We start from the raw sequence: 21,205 nt of genomic DNA, 5'->3' as shown, positions 1-21,205 counted from the left end.
CGGAAACAACTGAAAGGAGGTGAATTCAATGATGAATGTATCGTTAAACAATCCTGATTATTCTTATTTTCCTGGAGGATCTTCTAACCAGCAGACGCCATCAGCAAAGAATGATACATTTCAACAGCTGTTAAACCGGTCAACAGGTCCTCTTAATTCGGCAGTTGCAGGCAGGAAAGGCACTGTGTTCCATTTGCTGAAGGAATTACGAAAGCTGCTTACCTCTCTCGGAATAGAACTCTCACAAAGTTCGGATGCCGGGGAAGAGTCGGGTGGAAAATTGAGTGGATTTTCGATTAGCACAAAGGACCTGGATCATCCACTGGCCTTAAATTCTTTACAAAAAGAAATAAAAGAACTGATGAATAAACTTCACGATTTAAATCCAAAGGCTATAAACGCTGAAGATAAGAAAGAATTAATCAACATTCTCGAAGAATTGTACCCGCTGCTAAACATTTATAAACCTATGAACCAATCTGGATCTTCCTTAAATGGCATGGTTCATGGCTCTAAGGACAGCTTAAATGCGGCGCAGAATTCCTTGAAAAAGGAATTAAACGACATTTGGTCTTCATTTAAATCCTTCAGCCAAAAGAAAAGCAATGAATCAACAGCAGGCGAAATGCCTGAGAATTTGAAAATGCTCGCCCGCAAGTGGCTGAATATTGAAAAACAGCAGAAGTCCGCTGAAGCTCATTTTAACCAACAGTGGCAAGAGATAACGAATCAGGCGACACCAGAGCAAAAAGCAGCATTTACACATTTGCTGCAAACTGTTCGGACTTCCGATAACTCGAGTATTCAAGATCCTAAGCTGGATGCACAGTTGAAAACACTATGGCAGACCTTTCATAAAAATGTCGAAGGAATAGCTGCTTTAGACAGTCATTTATCATTAAAGCAAGCAGCTGCTGTTAAAGAAACGCTTATCAAGTGGTCCGCTCTCCAGTCCGAGCAGCAGAATAAACAAAGTTTTCTTAATAAATGGTCAACCGCAGCCCAAGAAGGGACAAAAATAGAACGTCAATTGTTTACAAGGCTGATCAACAACATGCAAAATCGTATGACACTTCCTACTACATATCTTAATCAATCACAGATCAGCACAAAAGACATTGGTAAATGGGTGAAGCAGTACTTATCCAATGTGCAGCCAAACGAAAGCGCAGAACAACCCAGCCGCTTAAATACAGCAGGTCCATCTCTTCCCATGGCAAAAATGGAACAGTTTATTATTAATGTCAAACCCACCGATACGGGGCAGCCTTCTTCCAGCCATTTTATGAAAGAAATGGAAAATGCAGTAACATCCAGTCGTTTTTTGATGAATAAGAGCGGAGACATGCAGCTGAATATTAAGCTGAAACCTGGCAACCTGGGGGACTTGACTCTAACAGTTACAAAAATGAATGGGGAAATGGCCATAAAGATTTTGGTAAGCAGTCAAGCAGCTAAAGAAATGCTGGACAGCAATATGCATCAGCTGAGGCACATGTTTTCACCGCAGCAGGTAATCATCGAAAAATCTGACCAGCAGTACAATGGTCAAGCCTATTTAACCGATGATTCCAAGCAAGAACAAAGCTTTGAAGGGCAAAAAGAGGAACAATCCCATCATTCAGGAAACAAAGAGGAGCAGCAGCCATCACAAGAAGAGCTGTCCTTTAAAGAAATCATGAATGAGAAAGTGTAGGTGACAAAGGTGACAACGATTGATCCTTCTTATTATTTAAAAAATCAGCAGCCGAAAAGTACATCCAATAATGAATTAGGGAAAGATGAATTTTTAAAGATATTAATGGCTCAACTGCAAAATCAAAACCCCTTAGATCCGATGAAGGATAAAGAATTTATTTCGCAAATGACCCAGTTTTCCAGTCTGGAGCAAATGACAAATATGTCCCAAGCGATGCAGAATTTTCTTCAAACGGAGCAGCAGCCACCTGTAGTCCAATACAGCAGTTTGATCGGCAAAGAAGTCACTTACCCAGTTTATGATGAAGAGACAGGGGAGTTTGACCATAACGAATCAGCTGTTGTAGAAGCGGTGGGACAAGAAGATGGAAACACGATTTTGGAACTTGCGAATGAAACCACTGTCTTGGTAGATGAAATTACGAAAGTGAGCCATACAAAAGAATCGAACTAGAAAGAAGGCGCAAGTATGAAAGCTAAATTACATCAGCTTCACCAGCCTTTGACGCCTCCCGGCTCGTATAAACCGGTAAAAAAACAGTCGGCTTCTTTTAAAGAAGTATGGCAGGAAGCAAGGGAGCTAGTAGTAAGTAAACATGCAAAAGAACGGTTAAAAGACCGTAATATTAGCATCAGTGACTCGAAGTGGCTGGCCATATCTGAAAAAATGGCAGAAGCAAAGGCAAAAGGAATTACCGATTCCTTAGTCGTGACGAATGATGCGGCTTTAGTAGTCAGTACAAAAAACAATACCGTAGTAACCGCTATGTCTCGGGCAGACTCTGCCGCACATATTTTTACAAATATTAATGGAACGATTGTGATGGATGATTAGGCTGGACCTTACGGAAGCCTTACGATGCTGCTGACCGATAGACGCAGCTAAAAATTTAAGAAACAGGAAGGAATGTGAGCATAATGCTACGTTCAATGTACTCAGGAATTTCAGGAATGAAAGGTTTTCAAACAAAACTCGATACGATCGGGAACAATATTGCCAATGTGAATACTTACGGATACAAGAAGGGCCGCGTTACGTTTCAGGATACGATGAGCCAGACGATGTCAGCGGCACAGGGAGCGATTGCCGGCGTTCGAGGAGGGATTAATCCAGCCCAGGTTGGGTTAGGCTCGCAAGTCGGTTCTGTTGATACCGTTCATGAACAGGGAAACAGGCAGACGACAAACCGGCCGCTTGATTTAGCTTTAGAAGGTGATGGGATGTTTGTATTAGCGGAAGGAATTCCGGGATCACCAATCAATGAAACCAGCACGAATGTTGACTTATCTCAAGTAAATGTCAGTTTTACCAGAGCTGGGAATTTTTATTTGGATGATTCAGGCGCAATCGTGAATGGAGATGGAAAGTATTTGATCGGAGAATCGAGTACAGGTCAGGCCGGGGTTATCACTATTCCTGATGATGCGCAAAGCTTCAGCATCCAAACGGATGGTTCGGTTAATTATGTAGATTCAACTGGAAATCCTCAAGAAGCAGGACAAATCCGCTTAGCAAAGTTTTCGAACCCTGGCGGTCTGCAGAAAGTCGGCAGCAACACTTTTCAAAATACAAATAATGCAGGATTAAGTACGGCAGCTGATGGGACTTTCAATGATATCAATGATTTACTTGTGGCCGGAGAAGACGGCACAGGTAAAATGGTTTCCGGGGCACTGGAGATGTCAAATGTTGATCTAGCAGAGTCTTTCACAGAGATGATTACAGCTCAGAGAGGCTTTCAAGCGAATACAAGAATTATTACGACTTCCGATGAAATTCTTCAGGAACTCGTCAACTTGAAACGTTAATTAAAGGGGGCAGGAGGGCTGCTCAACAGGCAGCCCTGCCATTATATGATTGCTTTAACACGTTTAAACGGAGAATCCTTTTATTTCAATGCCTTATACATAGAGCAGGTTCAATCTAATCCGGATACGACCATTACGACTACGAAAGGACGCAAATTTGTAGTTAAGGAAGCAGAAGACCTGGTGATTGAAAGAATGATGGATTTTTACCAAAAGCTTGGTTTGATCACCCTGAAGGATAAGGCAGGTGAAGAAGAGCGTGAAGCCTAAACTATTTAAAACGATGATGATTATTTTAAGTACAATTACAGTGCTTGGGGTAGTGGCTCTAATTTTAGTTATTAATTTATCCGACAGCGAGGCTAGTGGAGAACGGTCCATAGATGAGGTTCGGGATAGTTCCCTTCTCACTGAGGAGATCACGACGGATCTTGAAAACGGCGATTATGTCCGCATTAAGTTCCGGATAGTCACAGACAGCAAAGGTGCACTTGAAGAACTCCAAAAAAGAGACTTTCAAATGCAGAATATTATTATTAAAGAGCTCGCTACGATGGATACGAAAGCCTTTAAATCCGGGTTGAGTGATTTGGAGGAAACGGTGAAGCTGAAACTGAACCAGCTGATGACTGAAGGTAAAGTTACAGAAGTTTATACTGTCGAAAAAGTGCTGCAGTAGCACTAGCACAATGCAGGCTGAGGAGGTGAGGTTTTTTTGGCAGAGGAAGTACTCTCTCAAAGTGAAATAGATTCGTTATTATCAGCGCTCTCTACAGGAGAAATGGACGCTGAAGAACTAAAGGTAGAAGATAAAGAGAAAAAAGTGCGAGTCTATGATTTTAAACGGGCACTAAGGTTTTCTAAAGATCAGATAAGAAGTTTATCAAGGATTCATGAAAATTTCGCTAGACTTCTGACCACTTATTTTTCTGGCCAGCTGCGTACATACGTGAACATCCAGGTTGCCTCTGTTGATCAGCTTCCATATGAGGAATTTATCCGCTCGATTCCAACGATGACGATTTTAAATATTTTTAGTGTTTCTCCTCTGGAGGGACGGATTTTACTGGAAACCAATCCGAATGTTGCCTATGCCATGTTGGATCGGGTTTTAGGCGGAAGAGGAAGCAGCATGAATAAAGTCGACAACCTGACAGAAATCGAAACGACGATTATGTCCCAGCTGTTTGAGCGGGCGTTGGAAAACTACCAGGAGGCATGGGGGTCGATCGTAGAGATTGAAGCGCTCCTTGAAGAATTTGAAGTGAATCCGCAATTTCTGCAAATGGTTTCACCTAATGAGACCGTCATCGTTGTTTCGTTGAATACGACAATTGGCGAAGCAAGTGGAATGATAAATATTTGTATCCCTCATGTCGTCCTTGAACCGATTATTCCTAAGCTCTCTGTCCATTACTGGATGCAGAACCAGCAGCCGAAGGAGCGCAATATAGAAGAATACGAATCCCTGCAGAAAACGATTCAAAAGGCGCAAGTTGACGTGAAAGCTGTATTAGGAGAGACCGACATTTTTATTGAGCAGTTCCTGCAATTACAGCAAAATGACGTAATTCGGTTAAACCAAAGGATTGATGAACCTATGACACTTAAAGTCGATGACGAAAAGAAATTTTATATCCAGCCTGGTCAATTGAAAAATCAAATGGCTGTTCAAGTATTGGAAGAAATTAGAGAGGAGGAGGAAGAAAATGAATGATGATATGCTCTCGCAGGATGAAATTGATGCGCTTCTCAATAGCAGTGACGATGACCAGGACCAAGAAGAAGAACATGCGGTTGAAGATCACCTGTCAAGCTTGGAAGAGGATGCTCTGGGCGAAATTGGCAACATTTCTTTTGGCAGCTCAGCCACAGCTTTGTCTTCTCTGCTTAACCAAAAGGTAGAGATTACGACTCCGAAGATTGTTATCGTTCCGCGCTCGAAGCTCCGCAATGAATTCCCGAAGCCTCATGTAGCCGTCCAGGTTACATATACAGACGGGTTTTCAGGTGAAAATGTTCTTGTAATTAAATCGAAGGATGCAGCGATTATTGCAGATCTAATGCTTGGAGGGGATGGAAATTCACCGGCAGAAGATTTACAGGATATTCACTTAAGTGCTGTGCAGGAATCGATGAATCAAATGATGGGTTCTGCAGCTACAAGCATGTCGACCATTTTTAATAAAAAGGTGGATATTTCACCTCCGACCATAGATGTCCTTAACTTAGACGAGGACCAAGGGACAGATCAAATTCCTGATGATGAAATTCTCGTCAAAGTCTCTTTCCAATTAAAAGTGGGCAGCTTAATCGATTCAAATATTATGCAGCTGCTGCCAATTAAATTTGCAAAACAGTTGGTTGATGAATTGATGAATCCGGCAGATGAAGAAGAGCCTGCTCAAGAACAAGTATCCACTTCTGAACCACAGCGGGAAGAAAAGCCTGTAGAAAGAGGATCGCAAGTAAACAAGCAAGCGGAGCAAAAGGATGTTCCTAAAAGCGGGGAATCTCCCCAGTTAGTCGGCGGGGCTCATGGAAAGGACTTAACTGATACAAATGTGCAGTCTCCTAAGTTCCAGAGTTTTGAATCTGTGCAGCTGAATGATAATGAACAGAGAAACTTAGACATGCTCATGGATATCCCATTAAAAGTTACTGTGGAATTAGGAAGGACGAAACGTACCATCCGTGAGATTTTGGAGATTTCATCCGGCTCCGTCGTTGAATTAGATAAACTGGCAGGCGAACCTGTTGATATTCACGTCAATGATAAGTTGATGGCAAAAGGCGAAGTTGTGGTCATTGATGAAAATTTCGGTGTCCGGGTGACAGATATCTCCAGCCCTAGAGACCGATTAAATAAACTTCGATAATCCTGTGAGGAGGAAAAAGCATGGCAGAAAGAATCTTAATTGTAGATGATGCAGCATTTATGCGGATGATGGTAAAGGATATTTTAACAAAAAATGGGTATGAAGTGGCTGCCGAAGCTGAAGATGGCCAAAAAGCTGTGGAAATGTACAAGGAGCACGAGCCTGACTTAGTAACAATGGACATCACCATGCCTGAGATGGATGGAATTACAGCTTTAAAAGAGATCAAACAATTGAATCCAAACGCCAAGGTGATCATGTGTTCGGCGATGGGCCAGCAAGCAATGGTAGTGGATGCGATTCAAGCAGGCGCCAAGGATTTTATCGTAAAACCGTTTCAAGCGGACCGTGTCATAGAAGCTATTCAAAAAGCTTTAAGTTAATTAAGAGAGGATTCTTATGTTTCGATCAACCAGCATTTCAGCTATGACTCTTGTAGTAGCGTTTATACTATGTATCTTTCAAGGTTCCGTTGTTTACGCAGCGGGGCCATCTGTTAGTGAGTGTGCAAAAAATCCTCAACTAGAGGGCTGTGGCACTCAACCTGATAACGTGGAGCAAAAGACAGATCCCTCCTCCGCTGAAGACCAGCAGACAACTGCAGGGACCGAACAGTCTTCGCTTGTTTGGAGTATTATCCGGTTAATTTTTGTTCTGCTCTTTGTTCTCGCGCTTATTTATGGTTTGCTAAAATTTTTTAACTCGAAAAACAAGCTGTTCAGAAGCAGCCGTACAATGGAAAACCTAGGTGGAATGAACCTTGCTCCCAATCGTTCGATCCAAGCAGTGAGGATTGGCAAACAAGTGTTTATCGTAGGAGTGGGAGAGTCTGTAGACATCATCACGGAAATTACTGACGAAGAAACGAAAGATCGGTTATTGAAAACGGATGAGGAAACGGCGATTCAGCAGGCATTTGGTCTCGAAAAATGGCTCGACAAGCTAAAAGGAAAGCAAGCTTCACCAGAGAAAGATTCAAGTGTTCAATTTAAACAATTATTTGAGAAACAGCTGACGGAAATGAGTAATAACCGTAAGCAGCTTAGAAAAAAGCAACAGGAGGATCGGGAAAATGAATGAATTTGTCGACATATTTTCAAGTTCCGATCCGGAAAACATCGCTACTTCCGTTAAACTTCTTCTGCTTCTCACGGTGCTTTCGCTTGCTCCAAGCATTCTTATTTTAATGACAAGTTTTACGAGAATATTAATCGTTTTATCATTCGTTCGGACGTCACTTGCTACTCAGCAGATGCCGCCTAATCAGGTGTTGGTCGGGATCAGCTTGTTTTTAACTTTTTTTATCATGGCACCTACCTTTCAACAAGTCAATGAGCAGGCTCTCACGCCGTTGTTTAACGAAGAAATTACTCTGGATGAAGCCTATGACCAGGCAAGTGAGCCGATGAAGGAGTTTATGGCAAAGCATACACGGCAGAAGGATTTAGCTCTGTTCTTAAATTATTCAGAAACAGAGCGACCTGAATCCGTTCAGGATATCCCGCTGACGACTTTGGTGCCCGCTTATACGATTAGTGAACTTAAAACTGCATTTCAGATGGGATTTATGATCTTTATTCCATTTCTAGTTATCGATATGGCCGTAGCGAGTGTGCTTATGTCTATGGGGATGATGATGCTGCCGCCAGTAATGATTTCACTGCCATTTAAAATCCTGTTGTTTGTTCTAGTTGACGGCTGGTACTTAATTATTAAATCTCTGCTGGAAGGCTTTTAAGAAGGGAAGAGCGTTATTTTGGATACACAAATGGTCATTTCTTTTGCAAAAGAAGGCATTTATACTATTTTATTGGTCACTGGACCGCTGCTTATTCTAGCCCTTGCAGTAGGATTGCTCGTAAGTATTTTTCAGGCCACAACGCAAATTCAAGAACAAACCCTGGCGTTTATTCCTAAAATCGTTGCTGTAATGATCGGGCTTGTGTTCTTTGGACCGTGGATGCTTACAACCATGATTAATTTTGCGGCAGATATTTTTAAGAACTTAAACGTGCTAGTGGGGTAAGACATGCTTGAACAAATTCAATTTGCCAATTTTCCTGCTTTCCTGCTTATACTCATTCGCATTACCGCTTTTTTCGTCAGCCTGCCGTTGTTTTCATATCGGAATATTCCTACACGTTATAAGATTGGCTTGAGTTTTTTTCTGGCTCTCATCATGTATTACACGGTAGAACTTCCTTCAATTGAATTAAATGGAGACTATTTTTTATTGCTGCTGAAAGAAGCATCGGTTGGGTTATCGGTCGGAGTACTTGCTTATATTGTCCTTGCTTCCGTGCAAATTGCCGGAGGGTTTATTGATTTTCAAATGGGGTTTGCTATCGCTAATGTGATTGACCCGCAGACAGGCGCGCAAAGTCCTTTGATTGGACAATACCTTTACATAGTTACACTCTTATTTATCTTAACGGTCAACGGCCACCATCTTATCATCGACGGCGTCTTTTACAGTTACCAAATGATTCCGCTCGATCACTATCTTCCTCTTTCCGATGGACAGTGGATTGAGTATGTTATCCATACTTTTAATAAGATGTTTGTCATTGCCTTTCTAATGGCAGCGCCCATCGTCGGCTGTTTGTTTCTCGTTGATATTGCTCTAGGTATTATTGCGAGAACGGTGCCGCAATTAAATGTATTTGTTGTTGGACTCCCATTGAAAATCTTTATTGGACTCTCCGTGCTTGTGATCGCGATGACGTTTTACATCATGCTTATCAGACAATTGTTTGAAACCATGCTCACAACGATGGAGGGCCTCATGCAGCTATTCGGAGGCGGTTGACATGTTAAAGCTTAATTTACAATATTTTGCTGCAGATGAAAAAACAGAAAAAGCGACGCCTAAAAAACGACAGGATACGAGAAAAAAAGGACAGGTGCCTAAAAGCCAGGATGTCAACACAGGGTTTTTGCTGCTGATGGTTTTCGGATTGTTATTTTTAATGGGCGGCTCGCTTAAGGGCACGTTGACAGGTATGTTTGAGCATACTTTTCAGGAATATATCTCCTGGGAAGTGACCGAAAATCAAGTATATGATGTGTTTGTTGAAAGTCTGCTGGAAATCAGTAAAGTGGTCGTTCCAATTATGGGAATTGCCATTGTAGCCGGCGTCACATCCAATCTGCTCCAGGTAGGGGTGATGTTTACAGGAGAGCCCTTGAAAATGGACTTGAAAAAAATTGATCCCATTCAAGGAGCCAAAAAGATTTTTTCTGCAAGAGCGTTAGTAGAACTTGTTAAATCCTTGCTTAAAATCACCGTAGTCGGCACGATTACATTTTCAATTATCTGGATGAACAAAGAGACAATGATGGAGGTTTCCCAGATGTCCATCGACGGAGCCCTTGCCTTCTTCGGCAGGACTACGATTTTGATGGGACTGGCTTCAGCGCTTGCTTTACTGCTGCTTTCCGTATTGGATTACAGTTATCAAAAATACGACCATGAGAAGAACATAAGGATGTCGAAGAAGGATATCAAGGATGAACACAAAAACATTGAAGGGGATCCGCAAATCAAATCTAAAATCAAAGAAAAACAGAGGCAGATGGCGGCATCGAGAATGATGAGTGAGGTTCCTGAAGCGGATGTCGTAATTACTAACCCCACTCACTTTGCCATTGCTGTAAAATATGATGAAGAAAAATTTGATGCCCCTTATGTTGTTGCAAAAGGAGTCGATTTTTTAGCTTTAAAAATTAAAGAAGTGGCCAAAGCTCACGAAATCGTAACTGTTGAAAATCGACCTTTAGCAAGAGCATTGTACCAGAAGTCAGATATCGACCAACCGATTGACGAGGAATTCTACAAAGCAGTTGCAGAAATCCTTGCCTACGTCTATCGGATACAGAAGAAAGTTTAGATAAAAAAGGAGGGATCCGCTTGTCGGCTAGAGATTTATCCGTAATTCTTGGAGTTATTTTAATTATCGTTATGCTCGTTATTCCGCTGCCGGGCTGGCTGCTGAGCTTTTTCATATTAATCAATATTTCTCTCGCTCTTATAGTCATTTTAGTTTCGATGAATATGGAAGAGGCCCTGCAGTTTGCGATCTTTCCTTCACTTTTACTTTTGTTGACGTTATTCAGGCTCGGACTAAATGTATCAACGACCCGTTCCATTTTGTCAAAAGCGGAAGCCGGTGGCGTGGTTCAAACATTTGGAACATTTGTCATCGGAGGAAACCCGCTTGTCGGGTTTGTCGTATTTGTCATTTTAATCATTATTCAGTTTCTTGTGATTACGAAAGGAGCGGAAAGGGTTTCCGAAGTGGCTGCTCGTTTTACCCTGGACGCGATGCCGGGAAAACAAATGAGCATTGATGCAGATTTAAATGCAGGAATGATCAACGAACACCAGGCTAAAGAACGACGTAAAAAGATAGAAAACGAAGCAGACTTTTATGGGGCGATGGATGGTGCGAGTAAATTTGTAAAAGGAGATGCCATTGCAGGGATCATTATAGTACTCATTAATATTATTTTTGGCTTAATCATTGGAATGGTCCAAATGGATATGCCTTTTACTGAAGCGATTGACACGTATATGCGGTTGACCGTAGGGGATGGCCTTGTCAGCCAGATCCCTGCACTGCTTATTTCTACAGCTACAGGAATTGTGGTCACACGCGTGGCTTCAGAAGGTAACCTTGGTTCCGATGTGACGAGTCAGCTGCTTCGCTATCCGAAACTTCTTTACATAGCCGGAGCAACGATCTTTCTCTTAGGGCTGACTCCTATTCCGTTCTTATTGACGACTCTAATTGCTTCCGTGCTTATTTTCGGCGGTTATTGGCTCTCAAGAGAAGATCGTGTTCCTGAAGTAGAAGAACCGGAAGAAGCAGATGAAGCGGATGGTGAACAGATGAGGTCACCAGAGAATGTCGTGAGCCTGATTAGTATGGATCCCATTGAATTTGAATTCGGCTATGCATTGATTCCGATAGCAGATACAAACCAGGGAGGCGATTTGTTAGACAGAATCGTAATGATCAGGCGCCAGCTGGCCATTGAATTGGGGATCGTTATTCCTGTGGTGCGGATTAGAGACAACATCCAGCTTGAGCCGAATGAATACCGGCTGAAGATTAAAGGGAATGAAGTCGCAGCTGGCGAACTGCTGCTTGATCATTACTTAGCTATGAGCCCTGGAGTGGACGAAGATGAGATTGAAGGGATAGACACCGAGGAACCCGCTTTTGGGCTTCCTGCAAAATGGATTAGTGAAGATTTAAAAGACGAAGCTGAATTATCCGGCTATACAGTCGTTGATCCACCATCGGTCGTCTCCACTCATATCACTGAAGTCATAAAACAGCGTGCTCACGAACTATTAGGAAGACAGGAAACTCAACAGCTGATCGACCATCTTAAAGAATCTTATCCTATTCTTGTAGACGAAGTGACTCCTGATCCTCTCGCTGTCGGAGATGTTCAAAAAGTGCTGGCTAAGCTGCTTCGGGAACATGTTTCCGTTAAGAATCTTCCTGTAATATTTGAGACGCTCGCTGATTTTGGCAAAATGACCAATGATACGGACCTCCTTGCTGAATACAGCAGGCAGGCTCTTGCCGCTCAAATAACCGGGCAATACCGAAGTAAAGATGCCAGTATTCAAGTGATCACAGTATCGGGAAAAGTAGAAAAGCTTCTCGCTGACCACATTCAACAGACAGAACATGGAAGTTATTTAGCCCTTGATCCAGAGACACAGCAAACAATAATTCAAGCAGTAGCTTCTCAAGTTGAGCAAGTCTCCCTTCAGCAGGAGACTGCTATATTACTCTGTTCCCCAGCTGTTCGAATGTATTTAAAACAGCTGCTTGATCGCTTTTTGCCGCAGGTTGTCGTTTTGTCCTATAACGAGTTAGAGCCAAGTGTGGAAGTTCAAAGTGTAGGGGTGGTGAACGTGGCATGAAGGTGAAAAAATATCAGGCAGCTAATATGCCGGAAGTAATGAAAAAAGTACGTCAGGATTTAGGACCGGATGCTGTCATATTGAATTCAAAAAACATTAAAGTCGGCGGTTTTCTTGGGATGTTCAAAAAAGTGAATACAGAAGTAGTGGCCGCTCTAGATCCAGCACCAGAACTTCAAAAAGCGTCCCGTGCCCCAGTGGAAAAAACGGGTACTTCTCAGGTGAAATCCAGCTATTCTGATTCGGAAGTCATGCAGGAGATTAAATTACTTAAATCGCTTGTCTTGAAACAGCAGGAAGACGCTTTGTTTTCGCCAGCTTATCAAAGCTTGTACATGTATTTACTATCACAGGATGTGGAACAAGAACATGCAAAGATGCTGACAAGTCTGGCGGACGAGTACCAACTTGCAGATGAAGAAGGAAATTTGGACAAAAAATATATGCACAAGCTGGCCGTGGATTATCTAAAACCTTTCATGAACAGCAGGTCTCTGCCTGATCGACAATATGTGCATTTTGTAGGGCCGACCGGTGTAGGAAAAACAACAACGATTGCAAAGCTTGCTGCAGAAGCAGTCTTGAATTTTGATTTAAAAGTGGCATTTATCACAACAGATACGTATCGAATTGCGGCTATTGAACAGCTGAAAACCTATGCAAAACTTCTGAATATACCATTGGAAGTTGCTTACAGCCACACAGATTATTTAAAGGCTAGAGAAAAATTTATAGATTATGATCTCGTACTTATTGATACGGCCGGACGCAATTATAAAGATGGTTACTTTGTAAATGAGTTGAATGGACTCATTACAACCGATGACCAGACAACAACCTATTTAGTCGTTTCAATGACTTCTAAGTATCAAGATATTAAAGAAATCTATCAGCAGTTTCAAACTATTCAGATGAATGAAGTAATTTTTACTAAATTAGATGAAGCCTCCAGTATTGGACCGCTTATTAATCTCCTTTTAGAAAATGAGATGAAATTGGCCTATTTGACGACCGGCCAAAATGTTCCAGATGATTTCATAACAGCTTCTAGTGAAACAGTGGTAGAAAAGCTCATGGAGGATTGGTAAATGGCTGATCAAGCAGAGAGGTTAAGAATCCGCATTAAGCAGCAAACCCAGAATAGAAGCGGCAAGACAATTGCGATAACCAGTGGTAAAGGTGGAGTAGGAAAGTCTAACTTTACGATTAATTTTGCTCTGAAACTTGCGGAATTAAACAAGAAGGTATTGATTTTTGATCTTGATATCGGGATGGGAAACATCGATATTTTACTGGGGGTCACACCTCGTCATTCTTTTGTCGATTTATTTTCAAGTACTTTGTCGATTCATGATATTATTGAATCAGGACCAAATGCCCTCTCTTACATTGCCGGGGGCTCTGGGTTGAGTGATCTCTTTCAGCTGGATGCTCATAAGTTTGAATATTTCCAATCTGAATTTATGAAGCTTCTGCAATCCTATGATTTTATATTATTTGATATGGGAGCCGGGCTCACTAACGAAAGCTTGAGTTTCTTAACTTCTGCTAATGAAGTCATCATTATTACGACGCCTGAACCAACGTCGATTCGGGATGCATATTCAGTAATTAAGCACTTGACTTCGAAGGATAAAGAGCTTCCCATCCACATCACCGTGAATAAGGCGCTTGACGATCGCGATGGAAGGAATGCTTTTTTTAGAATCCAAAAAGTAGCCGGCCAATTTTTAAACAAGCAGGTGAGCCAGCTGGGCATAATTCCTGAAGACAGGGCGGTTCTCAAGGCAGTTTCGAATCAAAGCCCATTTTCTATTGCCAGTCCCAAGTGCAAAGCAAGTATGGCAATGACTCGTATCGCCGAACAGTTCCTGGAAGCTGGGGAAGGGATAAATCCGAAACCTCAAGAAAGCTTTTTATCGAAACTGAAAAGATTAGTGTTGGAAAGGTAGGCATCATGAACAAGGTAAAAGTATTAGTGGTTGACGATTCAGCTTTTATGAGAAAAATGATTTCTGAAATTTTAAATCAGGACATCCGAATTGAAGTTATTGCTACCGCCAGGAATGGAAAAGATTGTCTTGACCAATTAGATTCCATTAAGCCTGATGTGATTACAATGGATGTTGAAATGCCTAAACTAGATGGTTTGCAAACACTTGAATCCATTATGGAAAGAAAACCGCTTCCTGTTGTTATGCTTTCAAGCCTGACGGGGGATGGAGCAGAAAGTACGTTAAAGGCATTAAGCCTTGGAGCCGTAGATTTTGTTGAAAAACCTTCTGGTTCTATTTCATTAGATATTGAAAGAGTGGCAAGCCACCTTGTTCGCAAAGTCATCGCTGCAAGCAGAGCAAAGGTGAAAGCTCAGCCTGTCGTGAATTCATCACCGCCACGTGCTTTTTATCCAAAGTCCAATCATTTGACAACAGTGGTAGCAATTGGAACTTCGACAGGCGGTCCGAGAGCTTTGCAAAAAGTGTTAACAGAATTACCAGCAGACTTCCCCGCTCCGATTGTAGTCGTTCAACATATGCCCAAAGGATTTACTCATTCTTTAGCGAACCGGCTGAATAAACTTTCCAGTCTTCATGTGAAAGAAGCAGTGCATAATGAAGAACTTAAAAATGGGGTTGCCTACATAGCTCCTGGAGATTTCCATTTAGAAGTCATAAAAATGAATAGCAGACTTCTGGTTCAGCTGAACCAATCGGAGGTTTTGAACGGACACCGTCCTTCAGTAAATGCCATGTTTACTTCTTTAGCCAGTCTCCCAGATGTTTACTCCATTGCAGTGGTGATGACTGGAATGGGAGCGGATGGGATGGAAGGACTAATGCATTTGAAGGAAACTTGTCCGCAAACCGTAGCGATAGCTGAAGCTGAGGAAAGCTGCATCATTTATGGAATGCCGAAAGCAATCGTAAAAACAGGTCTTGCTGATGTCGTTTCGCCGCTTGAGAAGATCAGTGGCTGCATAATCAAATCTATTGGTGAACACTAAGGAGGAGAAAGCGTTGGAAACCAATCAATACATGGAAGTATTTATTGATGAAAGTAAAGAACATCTTCAAGCCATTAATGATCACTTACTACAGCTGGAGAAAAATCCAGGGGACCTCGGAATAGTCGGGGAAATCTTTCGATCTGCTCATACGCTGAAAGGGATGTCAGCGACTATGGGATACCAGGATTTATCGAATTTAACTCACAAAATGGAAAATGTGCTGGATGGTGTAAGAAACAAGAAGATTGATGTAAATACTGAAATGCTCGATGTTGTTTTTGATTCAGTGGATGACCTCGAAGCAATGGTTATGGACATTGCAGACGGAGGCACGGGAAAACGAGACGTTGAAAAGGTAGTACTTATGCTTCAGGCTATTGAAAATGGGACGGTATCAGACCACGTTGAGAATAAAGCCATACATACTCCTTCACCTACTCCTGAAATTCAGCTTGATGAATTCACTTTGACGGTCTTAGAGCAATCCCAGGAACAAGGTCAGTTCAATTATCAAATTGAAATTACTTTAAGAGACGACTGTTTATTGAAGGCGGCCAGAGTTTACATGGTATTTGAAGTGTTGGAACAGGTTGGAGAAGTCGTCTATTCAGTACCAAGTGTAGAGGATTTAGAAAATGAAGCCTTTGAATCTTCCTTTCATGTCGTTTTGATCTCAGGAGAAAAAATGGAAGAAATTAAGGAGAGGATACTTAAAGTTTCCGAGATTGAAAGAGTTGAAATTTCCACGTTCTCTCTCCAGGAGTACGAGCAAGTACCAGAAAACGAGGAACCGGAGGGAGGTTTCTCCAGAGAAAATGCAGCAACACAGGAAGAGCCTGTACACAATTCAACTGCCAAGCAGAATTCGAACAAAACAATAAGAGTCAATATAGATCGACTAGATGTACTTATGAATCTATTTGAAGAACTTGTGATTGACCGGGGAAGACTTGAACAGATTTCGAACGAACTCGCTCATGAGGAACTCAAAGGAACAGTAGAAAGAATGTCAAGAATTTCAGGGGATTTGCAAAGCATTATCCTCAACATGCGTATGGTCCCTATAGAACAAGTGTTCAACCGGTTTCCGAGGATGGTTCGACAGCTTTCCAGGGATTTGGGTAAGCAAGTCGATTTACAAGTAGAAGGAGCAGATACCGAACTCGATCGAACTGTTATCGATGAGATTGGAGATCCCCTCGTGCATTTAATTAGAAATGCTTTAGACCACGGCTTGGAACATCCTGATATTCGGGAGGAAAAAGGTAAACCAAGGGAAGGTCGTCTGGAATTAAAGGCTTTCCATAGTGGGAACCACGTATTTATCGAAATCTCTGATGATGGGGCTGGTATCAATCGCAGTAGAGTGATAGAAAAAGCGGTACAGAACCAAGTCGTAACTGAAGAACAGGCGGCTGGATTGCCTGACAACCAAGTATTTGAATTGATTATGGAAAGCGGTTTTTCTACTGCCGACCAGATCTCTGATATTTCAGGGCGTGGAGTCGGCCTGGATGTTGTTAAAAATACGATCGAATCACTTGGCGGAAACATTTCTATAACGTCAGAAGTCGATCGCGGGAGTACCTTTTCAATCCAGCTTCCACTCACACTTTCAATCATCTCCGTCATGCTCGTTGAGGTTCAGGATGAGAAATATGCTATTCCATTATCGTCTATTATTGAAACCGCAATTGTTAAGCGGGAAGATATCTTCCACGCTCATAACAAAAAGGTCATTGATTTTCGAGGCAAAGTGGTTCCGCTTGTATTTTTAAAAGATTTATTTACAGTTCCTGAAACTCGTGAACAAAACGAGTTCTATTCGATCGTTCTCGTAAGAAAAGGCGATAAGATGGCTGCTTTAGTCGTAGATTCATTTATCGGGCAGCAGGAAGTTGTTTTAAAGACGCTTGGCAACTATTTATCAGGGGTATTTGCTATATCGGGTGCAACGATTTTAGGGGACGGTCAGGTAGCACTCATTGTTGATAGTAATGCCTTGATTAAATAACGAACTGGAGGGATTGGAATGACTGAAGAAGCGGTAAAGCAAACAAAGGTAATCGTTTTTCAATTAAAAGACGAGGAATATGCCATTCCTGTGGAAAACGTTGGTTCCATTGAGCGGCTGTTACCTATTACCCGTGTCCCTAAGACAGCGGAGTTTGTTGAGGGAGTCATCAACCTGCGGGGAGTTGTAACACCGATCATTGACTTAAGAAAAAGGTTTAACCTGGAAGCGTCTGAGCATGATGAACAAACAAGAATTATTGTCAGTTCGATTGCGGATATGGATGTCGGACTGATTGTGGATAGTGCAAATGACGTTCTTGACTTGAAAGAAGATGATATTGAGCCGCCTCCGGAGGTAGTCGGGACAGTAGAAGTCGAATACATCCGCGGCGTAGCAAAATTAGAGAGGCGTCTATTGATTTTACTGGACCTGGAAATGGTGTTAAATCAAAAGGAAGTACAGAAGTTAATGGAGATTGAAGGTTGATGTCATGAGCTTCAGTGAGCAATTTTCTACCCTTCATTTGGATGTTCTCAAAGAAGTCGGAAACATTGGTGCCGGTCATGCAGCCACCTCACTTTCAAATTTGTTAAATCGAAAAATCGATATGCACATCCCCGCAGTAAATGTAGTTACTTTTGACGAAGTGATGGATTTAGCCGGTGGAGCAGAAGAACCTGTTGTCAGTATTGCTTTGAAAATCAGTGGAGATGTACCCGGAGACATCTTTTTTATTCTGCCGCCAGTGGAGGCAGAACGATTTGTTCAGCAAGTAACTGGATTAGAGCAGGGGAGCCTTGACACAATCATAACCGAGGAATTTGCAGTCTCTGCTCTGCAGGAACTAGGAAATATTCTTTCTGGTTCATACATATCTGCATTGAGTGATTTTACCAACCTTGATTTGTATCTATCAGTGCCCTCCCTTGCCATGGATATGGCTGGAGCGATATTAAGTTACGGATTGCTTGAGCTGTCGCACGTAAGCGATCAGGCAATCGTAATTGAAACGGCTTTAGGGGAAGAGGATAACCAGTCTGAAGAAAGAATTAAGGGGCATTTTTTTCTGTTTCCACATCCTGATTCATACAGAACTTTGTTTAAAGCATTAGGAGTGGCGGATGATGACTGATGTAGTCCAAATCATTAAGGTAGGAATAGCGGATGCCAAGGTGATCAAGAGCCCTCATGTATTAAAAACTTCCGGGCTCGGCTCTTGTGTTGGAATCGTTCTGTTTGACGGCATCCAAAAAATTGCCGGCATGGCCCATATCATGCTGCCTGACTCCAGTACTTCGAGACATTTGAATATCAATCGCGCTAAGTTTGCAGATACAGCAGTCGAGGATCTCGTTAGGGCTATAGAAACGGCAGGTGGCAGAAGGTACCGTTTGAAAGCTAAGCTCGCTGGGGGAGCACAGATGTTTCAATTTCACACAGAAAATGAATTGATGAGAATTGGACCGAGAAATATTGAGGCTGTCCGGAAAAAGCTGAACAGTCTCAGTATCCCTGTTGTAAGTGAAGATGTCGGGGGAAGAAGCGGAAGAACGATACAATTTGATTCTGAAACCGGCATGCTTAAGGTGCGGACGGTAAACAAAGGACAAACTGAAATCTAAATGTTTTTGGACGTGCAGGAAGCTTTGGGAAATACTTCAGCCGAGGGGGATGACTATGGCGAACTCTTTTACTCCTCAAGAACAACAATTGTGGGAGCTCTGGAAAAAAGAGCAGCACCCAGATGCAGCCAATGAACTGGTACAATGCTACCTCTATTTAGTTAATTACCATGTACAGCGCATCTCTGCTCACTTACCGAAAAATGTCAGTAAAGATGATGTGCATAGTTTAGGATTATTCGGGCTTTACGATGCGTTAAAAAAATTTGACCCTTCCAGAGACTTGAAGTTTGATACGTACGCTTCTTTTAGAATCAGAGGCTCTATTATTGATGGCTTAAGAAAAGAAGACTGGCTGCCTAGATCTGTCAGAGATAAGGCTAAGAAAATTGAGCAAGCAGCGGAAGCTATTGAACAAAACCAGCATAGAGCAGCAACATCTGAAGAAATTGCCGAGCAGCTGCACATGCCGGTGGAGGAAGTGGAAGAAATAGTGAAAGATTCTTTGTTTGCCAATGTTTTATCGATCGAGGAAAAGCCTAGAGACGGCGGAGACGAACATAAAGAAGGAATCGGTTATTCCATCCCGGATCAATCCGCGTCCTCTCCTCAGGACAACATGATTAAGCAGGAAAATTATGATGAGCTAGCCTTGCAAATCAAAACACTCAACGAAAAAGAGCAAACCGTCATCAGTTTATTTTATAATGAAGAATTAACCTTAACCGAAATCGGCCAGGTGATGAGCTTAACGACTTCGAGAATATCTCAGATTCACGCCAAGGCCATTTTTAAGCTTAGAAATGCCCTGAGTTTGCAAAAAGCTTAGCATCAGGAGGTTGGATACACGTGCAGAAACAATTGGAAGGATTGAGACTGTCTGTTTCCAATGACAGATTGGAAGCCTATTTATATCATGATTCTGACTTTCATCTGGAAGAAGTGTCGGTGGATGAAATTATGGGAATACTTGAGGAAAACCATGTTTTGTTCGGTGTGGATGAAGAGGCTGTACGTCTGCTGTCAGAGAACATCCACTCAGTGGATTTTCCGCTTGTCATAGCCATCGGCAGGGAAGCGAAACATGGAAAAAATGGCAAAGTGATTTTTGATCATACTTTTTCTATGGAAATTGAAGAACATGAAAAAGTGAGCTTCAGAGACATCATTCAGATCCCATCCGTTAAAGAGGGTGAGCGGATTGCGGTGATAGAACCTCCTACAAAAGGGACTCCCGGCAAAAATGTGCTCGGTGAAGTATTACCGGCCAAGCCAGGTAAAGCTCCAGTCATCAAGGCAGGAAAAAATACAGATTACAAAGGGGCCGAAGCGAGTTTTTATTCCACGATCAACGGAAAGCTGAGCTATGAAGACAGGGCTCTTAACGTCCAGCCGCTGTTTGAAGTTGCTGGAGATCTGGATTTAAAAACTGGAAACCTTGATTTTGTCGGCTCTGTTGTTATTAAGGGAAATGTGCCTTCCGGCTATCAAGTGAAGGCGGAAGGTGACGTTCAGGTTTATGGGATGGTAGAAGGAGCAACGATTTGTGCAGGTGGTTCTATTCATGTGGCAGAAGGAATTGCAGGGTTGGGAAAAGCGAGGATTGAAGCTGGCCAGGATGTCCGGGTTGGATATATTAACCAGGCAAGTGTAGAAGCAGGCGGGAGCATTTTTGCTGCGCATTCCATTCTTCATAGCGAATGTGTCGCTAAGGGAAGTATCTATTGTCAGCACGGCAATATTATCGGCGGCTCTTTATCCGCAGGGGCATTAGTGGAAGCGAAAGATATAGGAAACAGAATGAGCACTAAAACAGAAATATCAATTGGATTAAATAGAAAAGTAGCTGAAAAACAGCAGGACACGGCTAAGCAGTTAAAGAAAAAAAGAGAAGAAGAAAAGAAACTTCACAAATTAGCAGAAGTGCTGCGTGAGAAACAAGAAACGCAAGGGTTGACAGTGAAAGACAGAATTACGATGCTCAGGCAAAGAAATTCTTTAGAAGTGGTAGAAGCAGAGATCAGCCATTGTTTAGAATTATTAAGCGAGTTAAATGCTTCGATAAGTGATTTGACCAATGCTAAGGTACAGGTAAATGGAACGATGTATCCACATGTCCATTTGGGTTTTGGAAAATATCAATACAAACTTTTATCTCCTCATAAAAATGTGTGTGCTACGATTTTAGACAGTGAAATTGTAATCAAACCAAAGGAAGAATAAAGATGG

At 42.1% G+C, this 21,205-nt stretch carries 24 protein-coding genes; all 24 read left to right on the top strand.

Annotated features, from left to right (window positions below):
- Positions 1-28 precede the first annotated feature (28 nt).
- On the top strand, positions 29-1,696 hold the full coding sequence (locus MUN89_RS13975) for a flagellar hook-length control protein FliK (RefSeq protein WP_244708411.1): 1,668 nt from the start codon (positions 29-31) through the stop codon (positions 1,694-1,696).
- On the top strand, positions 1,697-2,152 hold the full coding sequence (gene flgD / locus MUN89_RS13970; RefSeq protein ID WP_318036082.1) for a flagellar hook assembly protein FlgD: 456 nt from the start codon (positions 1,697-1,699) through the stop codon (positions 2,150-2,152).
- 15 nt (positions 2,153-2,167) lie between these two features.
- On the top strand, positions 2,168-2,533 hold the full coding sequence (locus tag MUN89_RS13965; RefSeq protein ID WP_244708410.1) for a TIGR02530 family flagellar biosynthesis protein: 366 nt from the start codon (positions 2,168-2,170) through the stop codon (positions 2,531-2,533).
- A gap of 83 nt (positions 2,534-2,616) precedes the next feature.
- Positions 2,617-3,507, top strand: coding sequence for a flagellar basal body rod protein FlgG (flgG, locus tag MUN89_RS13960; protein ID WP_244708409.1), 891 nt, complete (start codon positions 2,617-2,619; stop codon positions 3,505-3,507).
- A gap of 45 nt (positions 3,508-3,552) precedes the next feature.
- Positions 3,553-3,777 (top strand): flagellar FlbD family protein, encoded by a 225-nt coding sequence (locus tag MUN89_RS13955; RefSeq protein ID WP_244708408.1) that lies wholly within the window; start codon positions 3,553-3,555, stop codon positions 3,775-3,777.
- A complete protein-coding gene (gene fliL, locus MUN89_RS13950) occupies positions 3,767-4,186 on the top strand; it encodes a flagellar basal body-associated protein FliL (RefSeq protein ID WP_318036081.1) in 420 nt (139 codons plus the stop codon). Before MUN89_RS13955 ends, fliL begins: the two co-directional genes overlap by 11 nt.
- A gap of 36 nt (positions 4,187-4,222) precedes the next feature.
- Positions 4,223-5,224 carry a flagellar motor switch protein FliM gene (gene fliM, locus MUN89_RS13945; RefSeq protein WP_244708407.1) on the top strand — a complete coding sequence of 334 codons (1,002 nt, stop codon included), beginning with the start codon at positions 4,223-4,225 and terminating at the stop codon, positions 5,222-5,224.
- Positions 5,217-6,386, top strand: coding sequence for a flagellar motor switch phosphatase FliY (gene fliY / locus MUN89_RS13940; RefSeq protein ID WP_244708406.1), 1,170 nt, complete (start codon positions 5,217-5,219; stop codon positions 6,384-6,386). Before fliM ends, fliY begins: the two co-directional genes overlap by 8 nt.
- 20 nt (positions 6,387-6,406) lie before the next feature.
- A complete protein-coding gene (locus tag MUN89_RS13935; protein WP_244708405.1) occupies positions 6,407-6,769 on the top strand; it encodes a response regulator in 363 nt (120 codons plus the stop codon).
- A gap of 43 nt (positions 6,770-6,812) precedes the next feature.
- The gene (locus tag MUN89_RS13930) at positions 6,813-7,466 is read left to right on the top strand and encodes a flagellar biosynthetic protein FliO (protein ID WP_244708404.1); all 654 of its coding nucleotides are present in this window, start codon (positions 6,813-6,815) and stop codon (positions 7,464-7,466) included.
- Entirely contained in the window at positions 7,459-8,124 is a 666-nt protein-coding gene (gene fliP / locus MUN89_RS13925; protein WP_244708403.1) for a flagellar type III secretion system pore protein FliP, read from the top strand. Before MUN89_RS13930 ends, fliP begins: the two co-directional genes overlap by 8 nt.
- A gap of 18 nt (positions 8,125-8,142) precedes the next feature.
- On the top strand, positions 8,143-8,412 hold the full coding sequence (fliQ, locus tag MUN89_RS13920) for a flagellar biosynthesis protein FliQ (protein ID WP_244708402.1): 270 nt from the start codon (positions 8,143-8,145) through the stop codon (positions 8,410-8,412).
- A gap of 3 nt (positions 8,413-8,415) precedes the next feature.
- Positions 8,416-9,195 carry a flagellar biosynthetic protein FliR gene (gene fliR, locus MUN89_RS13915; RefSeq protein WP_244708401.1) on the top strand — a complete coding sequence of 260 codons (780 nt, stop codon included), beginning with the start codon at positions 8,416-8,418 and terminating at the stop codon, positions 9,193-9,195.
- A 1-nt stretch (position 9,196) separates the two neighbouring features.
- The gene (gene flhB / locus MUN89_RS13910) at positions 9,197-10,276 is read left to right on the top strand and encodes a flagellar biosynthesis protein FlhB (RefSeq protein WP_244708400.1); all 1,080 of its coding nucleotides are present in this window, start codon (positions 9,197-9,199) and stop codon (positions 10,274-10,276) included.
- A 20-nt stretch (positions 10,277-10,296) separates the two neighbouring features.
- A complete protein-coding gene (gene flhA / locus MUN89_RS13905; RefSeq protein WP_244708399.1) occupies positions 10,297-12,330 on the top strand; it encodes a flagellar biosynthesis protein FlhA in 2,034 nt (677 codons plus the stop codon).
- Positions 12,327-13,418: a flagellar biosynthesis GTPase FlhF gene (flhF, locus tag MUN89_RS13900; RefSeq protein WP_244708398.1), complete on the top strand. Its 1,092-nt coding sequence runs from the start codon at positions 12,327-12,329 to the stop codon at positions 13,416-13,418. Before flhA ends, flhF begins: the two co-directional genes overlap by 4 nt.
- Positions 13,419-14,282: a MinD/ParA family protein gene (locus MUN89_RS13895; protein WP_244708397.1), complete on the top strand. Its 864-nt coding sequence runs from the start codon at positions 13,419-13,421 to the stop codon at positions 14,280-14,282. It abuts the gene before it with no gap.
- A gap of 5 nt (positions 14,283-14,287) precedes the next feature.
- Positions 14,288-15,334: a protein-glutamate methylesterase/protein-glutamine glutaminase gene (locus MUN89_RS13890; RefSeq protein ID WP_244708396.1), complete on the top strand. Its 1,047-nt coding sequence runs from the start codon at positions 14,288-14,290 to the stop codon at positions 15,332-15,334.
- A gap of 13 nt (positions 15,335-15,347) precedes the next feature.
- A complete protein-coding gene (locus MUN89_RS13885; protein WP_244708395.1) occupies positions 15,348-17,351 on the top strand; it encodes a chemotaxis protein CheA in 2,004 nt (667 codons plus the stop codon).
- 18 nt (positions 17,352-17,369) lie between these two features.
- Complete coding sequence (locus tag MUN89_RS13880; protein WP_244708394.1) at positions 17,370-17,840, top strand: chemotaxis protein CheW; 471 nt, start codon at positions 17,370-17,372, stop codon at positions 17,838-17,840.
- Positions 17,841-17,844: 4 nt separating this feature from the next.
- Positions 17,845-18,486, top strand: coding sequence for a chemotaxis protein CheC (locus MUN89_RS13875; protein WP_244708393.1), 642 nt, complete (start codon positions 17,845-17,847; stop codon positions 18,484-18,486).
- Positions 18,479-18,976 (top strand): chemotaxis protein CheD, encoded by a 498-nt coding sequence (locus tag MUN89_RS13870; RefSeq protein ID WP_244713804.1) that lies wholly within the window; start codon positions 18,479-18,481, stop codon positions 18,974-18,976. The genes MUN89_RS13875 and MUN89_RS13870 overlap by 8 nt, the downstream gene beginning before the upstream one ends.
- A 55-nt stretch (positions 18,977-19,031) precedes the next feature.
- Positions 19,032-19,805 (top strand): FliA/WhiG family RNA polymerase sigma factor, encoded by a 774-nt coding sequence (locus tag MUN89_RS13865; RefSeq protein ID WP_244708392.1) that lies wholly within the window; start codon positions 19,032-19,034, stop codon positions 19,803-19,805.
- Positions 19,806-19,825: 20 nt separating this feature from the next.
- Positions 19,826-21,199: a flagellar assembly protein A gene (locus MUN89_RS13860; protein WP_244708391.1), complete on the top strand. Its 1,374-nt coding sequence runs from the start codon at positions 19,826-19,828 to the stop codon at positions 21,197-21,199.
- Positions 21,200-21,205: the final 6 nt, after the last annotated feature.

Source organism: Halobacillus salinarum, assembly GCF_022919095.1.
GTDB classification, from domain to species: Bacteria; Bacillota; Bacilli; order Bacillales; family Halobacillaceae; genus Halobacillus_B; species Halobacillus_B salinarum.
This window is presented reverse-complemented; position numbering and strand designations above follow the sequence as displayed.

Excerpts from the sequence above, each read along its gene's own strand:
- MUN89_RS13975 (WP_244708411.1), top strand. The coding sequence starts at position 29 with ATGATGAATGTATCGTTAAACAATCCTGATTATTCTTATTTTCCTGGA.
- MUN89_RS13965 (WP_244708410.1), top strand. The coding sequence starts at position 2,168 with ATGAAAGCTAAATTACATCAGCTTCACCAGCCTTTGACGCCTCCCGGC.
- flgG (WP_244708409.1), top strand. The coding sequence starts at position 2,617 with ATGCTACGTTCAATGTACTCAGGAATTTCAGGAATGAAAGGTTTTCAA.
- MUN89_RS13955 (WP_244708408.1), top strand. The coding sequence starts at position 3,553 with ATGATTGCTTTAACACGTTTAAACGGAGAATCCTTTTATTTCAATGCC.
- fliY (WP_244708406.1), top strand. The coding sequence starts at position 5,217 with ATGAATGATGATATGCTCTCGCAGGATGAAATTGATGCGCTTCTCAAT.
- MUN89_RS13935 (WP_244708405.1), top strand. The coding sequence starts at position 6,407 with ATGGCAGAAAGAATCTTAATTGTAGATGATGCAGCATTTATGCGGATG.
- MUN89_RS13930 (WP_244708404.1), top strand. The coding sequence starts at position 6,813 with ATGACTCTTGTAGTAGCGTTTATACTATGTATCTTTCAAGGTTCCGTT.
- fliP (WP_244708403.1), top strand. The coding sequence starts at position 7,459 with ATGAATGAATTTGTCGACATATTTTCAAGTTCCGATCCGGAAAACATC.
- fliR (WP_244708401.1), top strand. The coding sequence starts at position 8,416 with ATGCTTGAACAAATTCAATTTGCCAATTTTCCTGCTTTCCTGCTTATA.
- flhB (WP_244708400.1), top strand. The coding sequence starts at position 9,197 with ATGTTAAAGCTTAATTTACAATATTTTGCTGCAGATGAAAAAACAGAA.
- flhF (WP_244708398.1), top strand. The coding sequence starts at position 12,327 with ATGAAGGTGAAAAAATATCAGGCAGCTAATATGCCGGAAGTAATGAAA.
- MUN89_RS13895 (WP_244708397.1), top strand. The coding sequence starts at position 13,419 with ATGGCTGATCAAGCAGAGAGGTTAAGAATCCGCATTAAGCAGCAAACC.
- MUN89_RS13890 (WP_244708396.1), top strand. The coding sequence starts at position 14,288 with ATGAACAAGGTAAAAGTATTAGTGGTTGACGATTCAGCTTTTATGAGA.
- MUN89_RS13880 (WP_244708394.1), top strand. The coding sequence starts at position 17,370 with ATGACTGAAGAAGCGGTAAAGCAAACAAAGGTAATCGTTTTTCAATTA.
- MUN89_RS13875 (WP_244708393.1), top strand. The coding sequence starts at position 17,845 with ATGAGCTTCAGTGAGCAATTTTCTACCCTTCATTTGGATGTTCTCAAA.
- MUN89_RS13870 (WP_244713804.1), top strand. The coding sequence starts at position 18,479 with ATGACTGATGTAGTCCAAATCATTAAGGTAGGAATAGCGGATGCCAAG.
- MUN89_RS13865 (WP_244708392.1), top strand. The coding sequence starts at position 19,032 with ATGGCGAACTCTTTTACTCCTCAAGAACAACAATTGTGGGAGCTCTGG.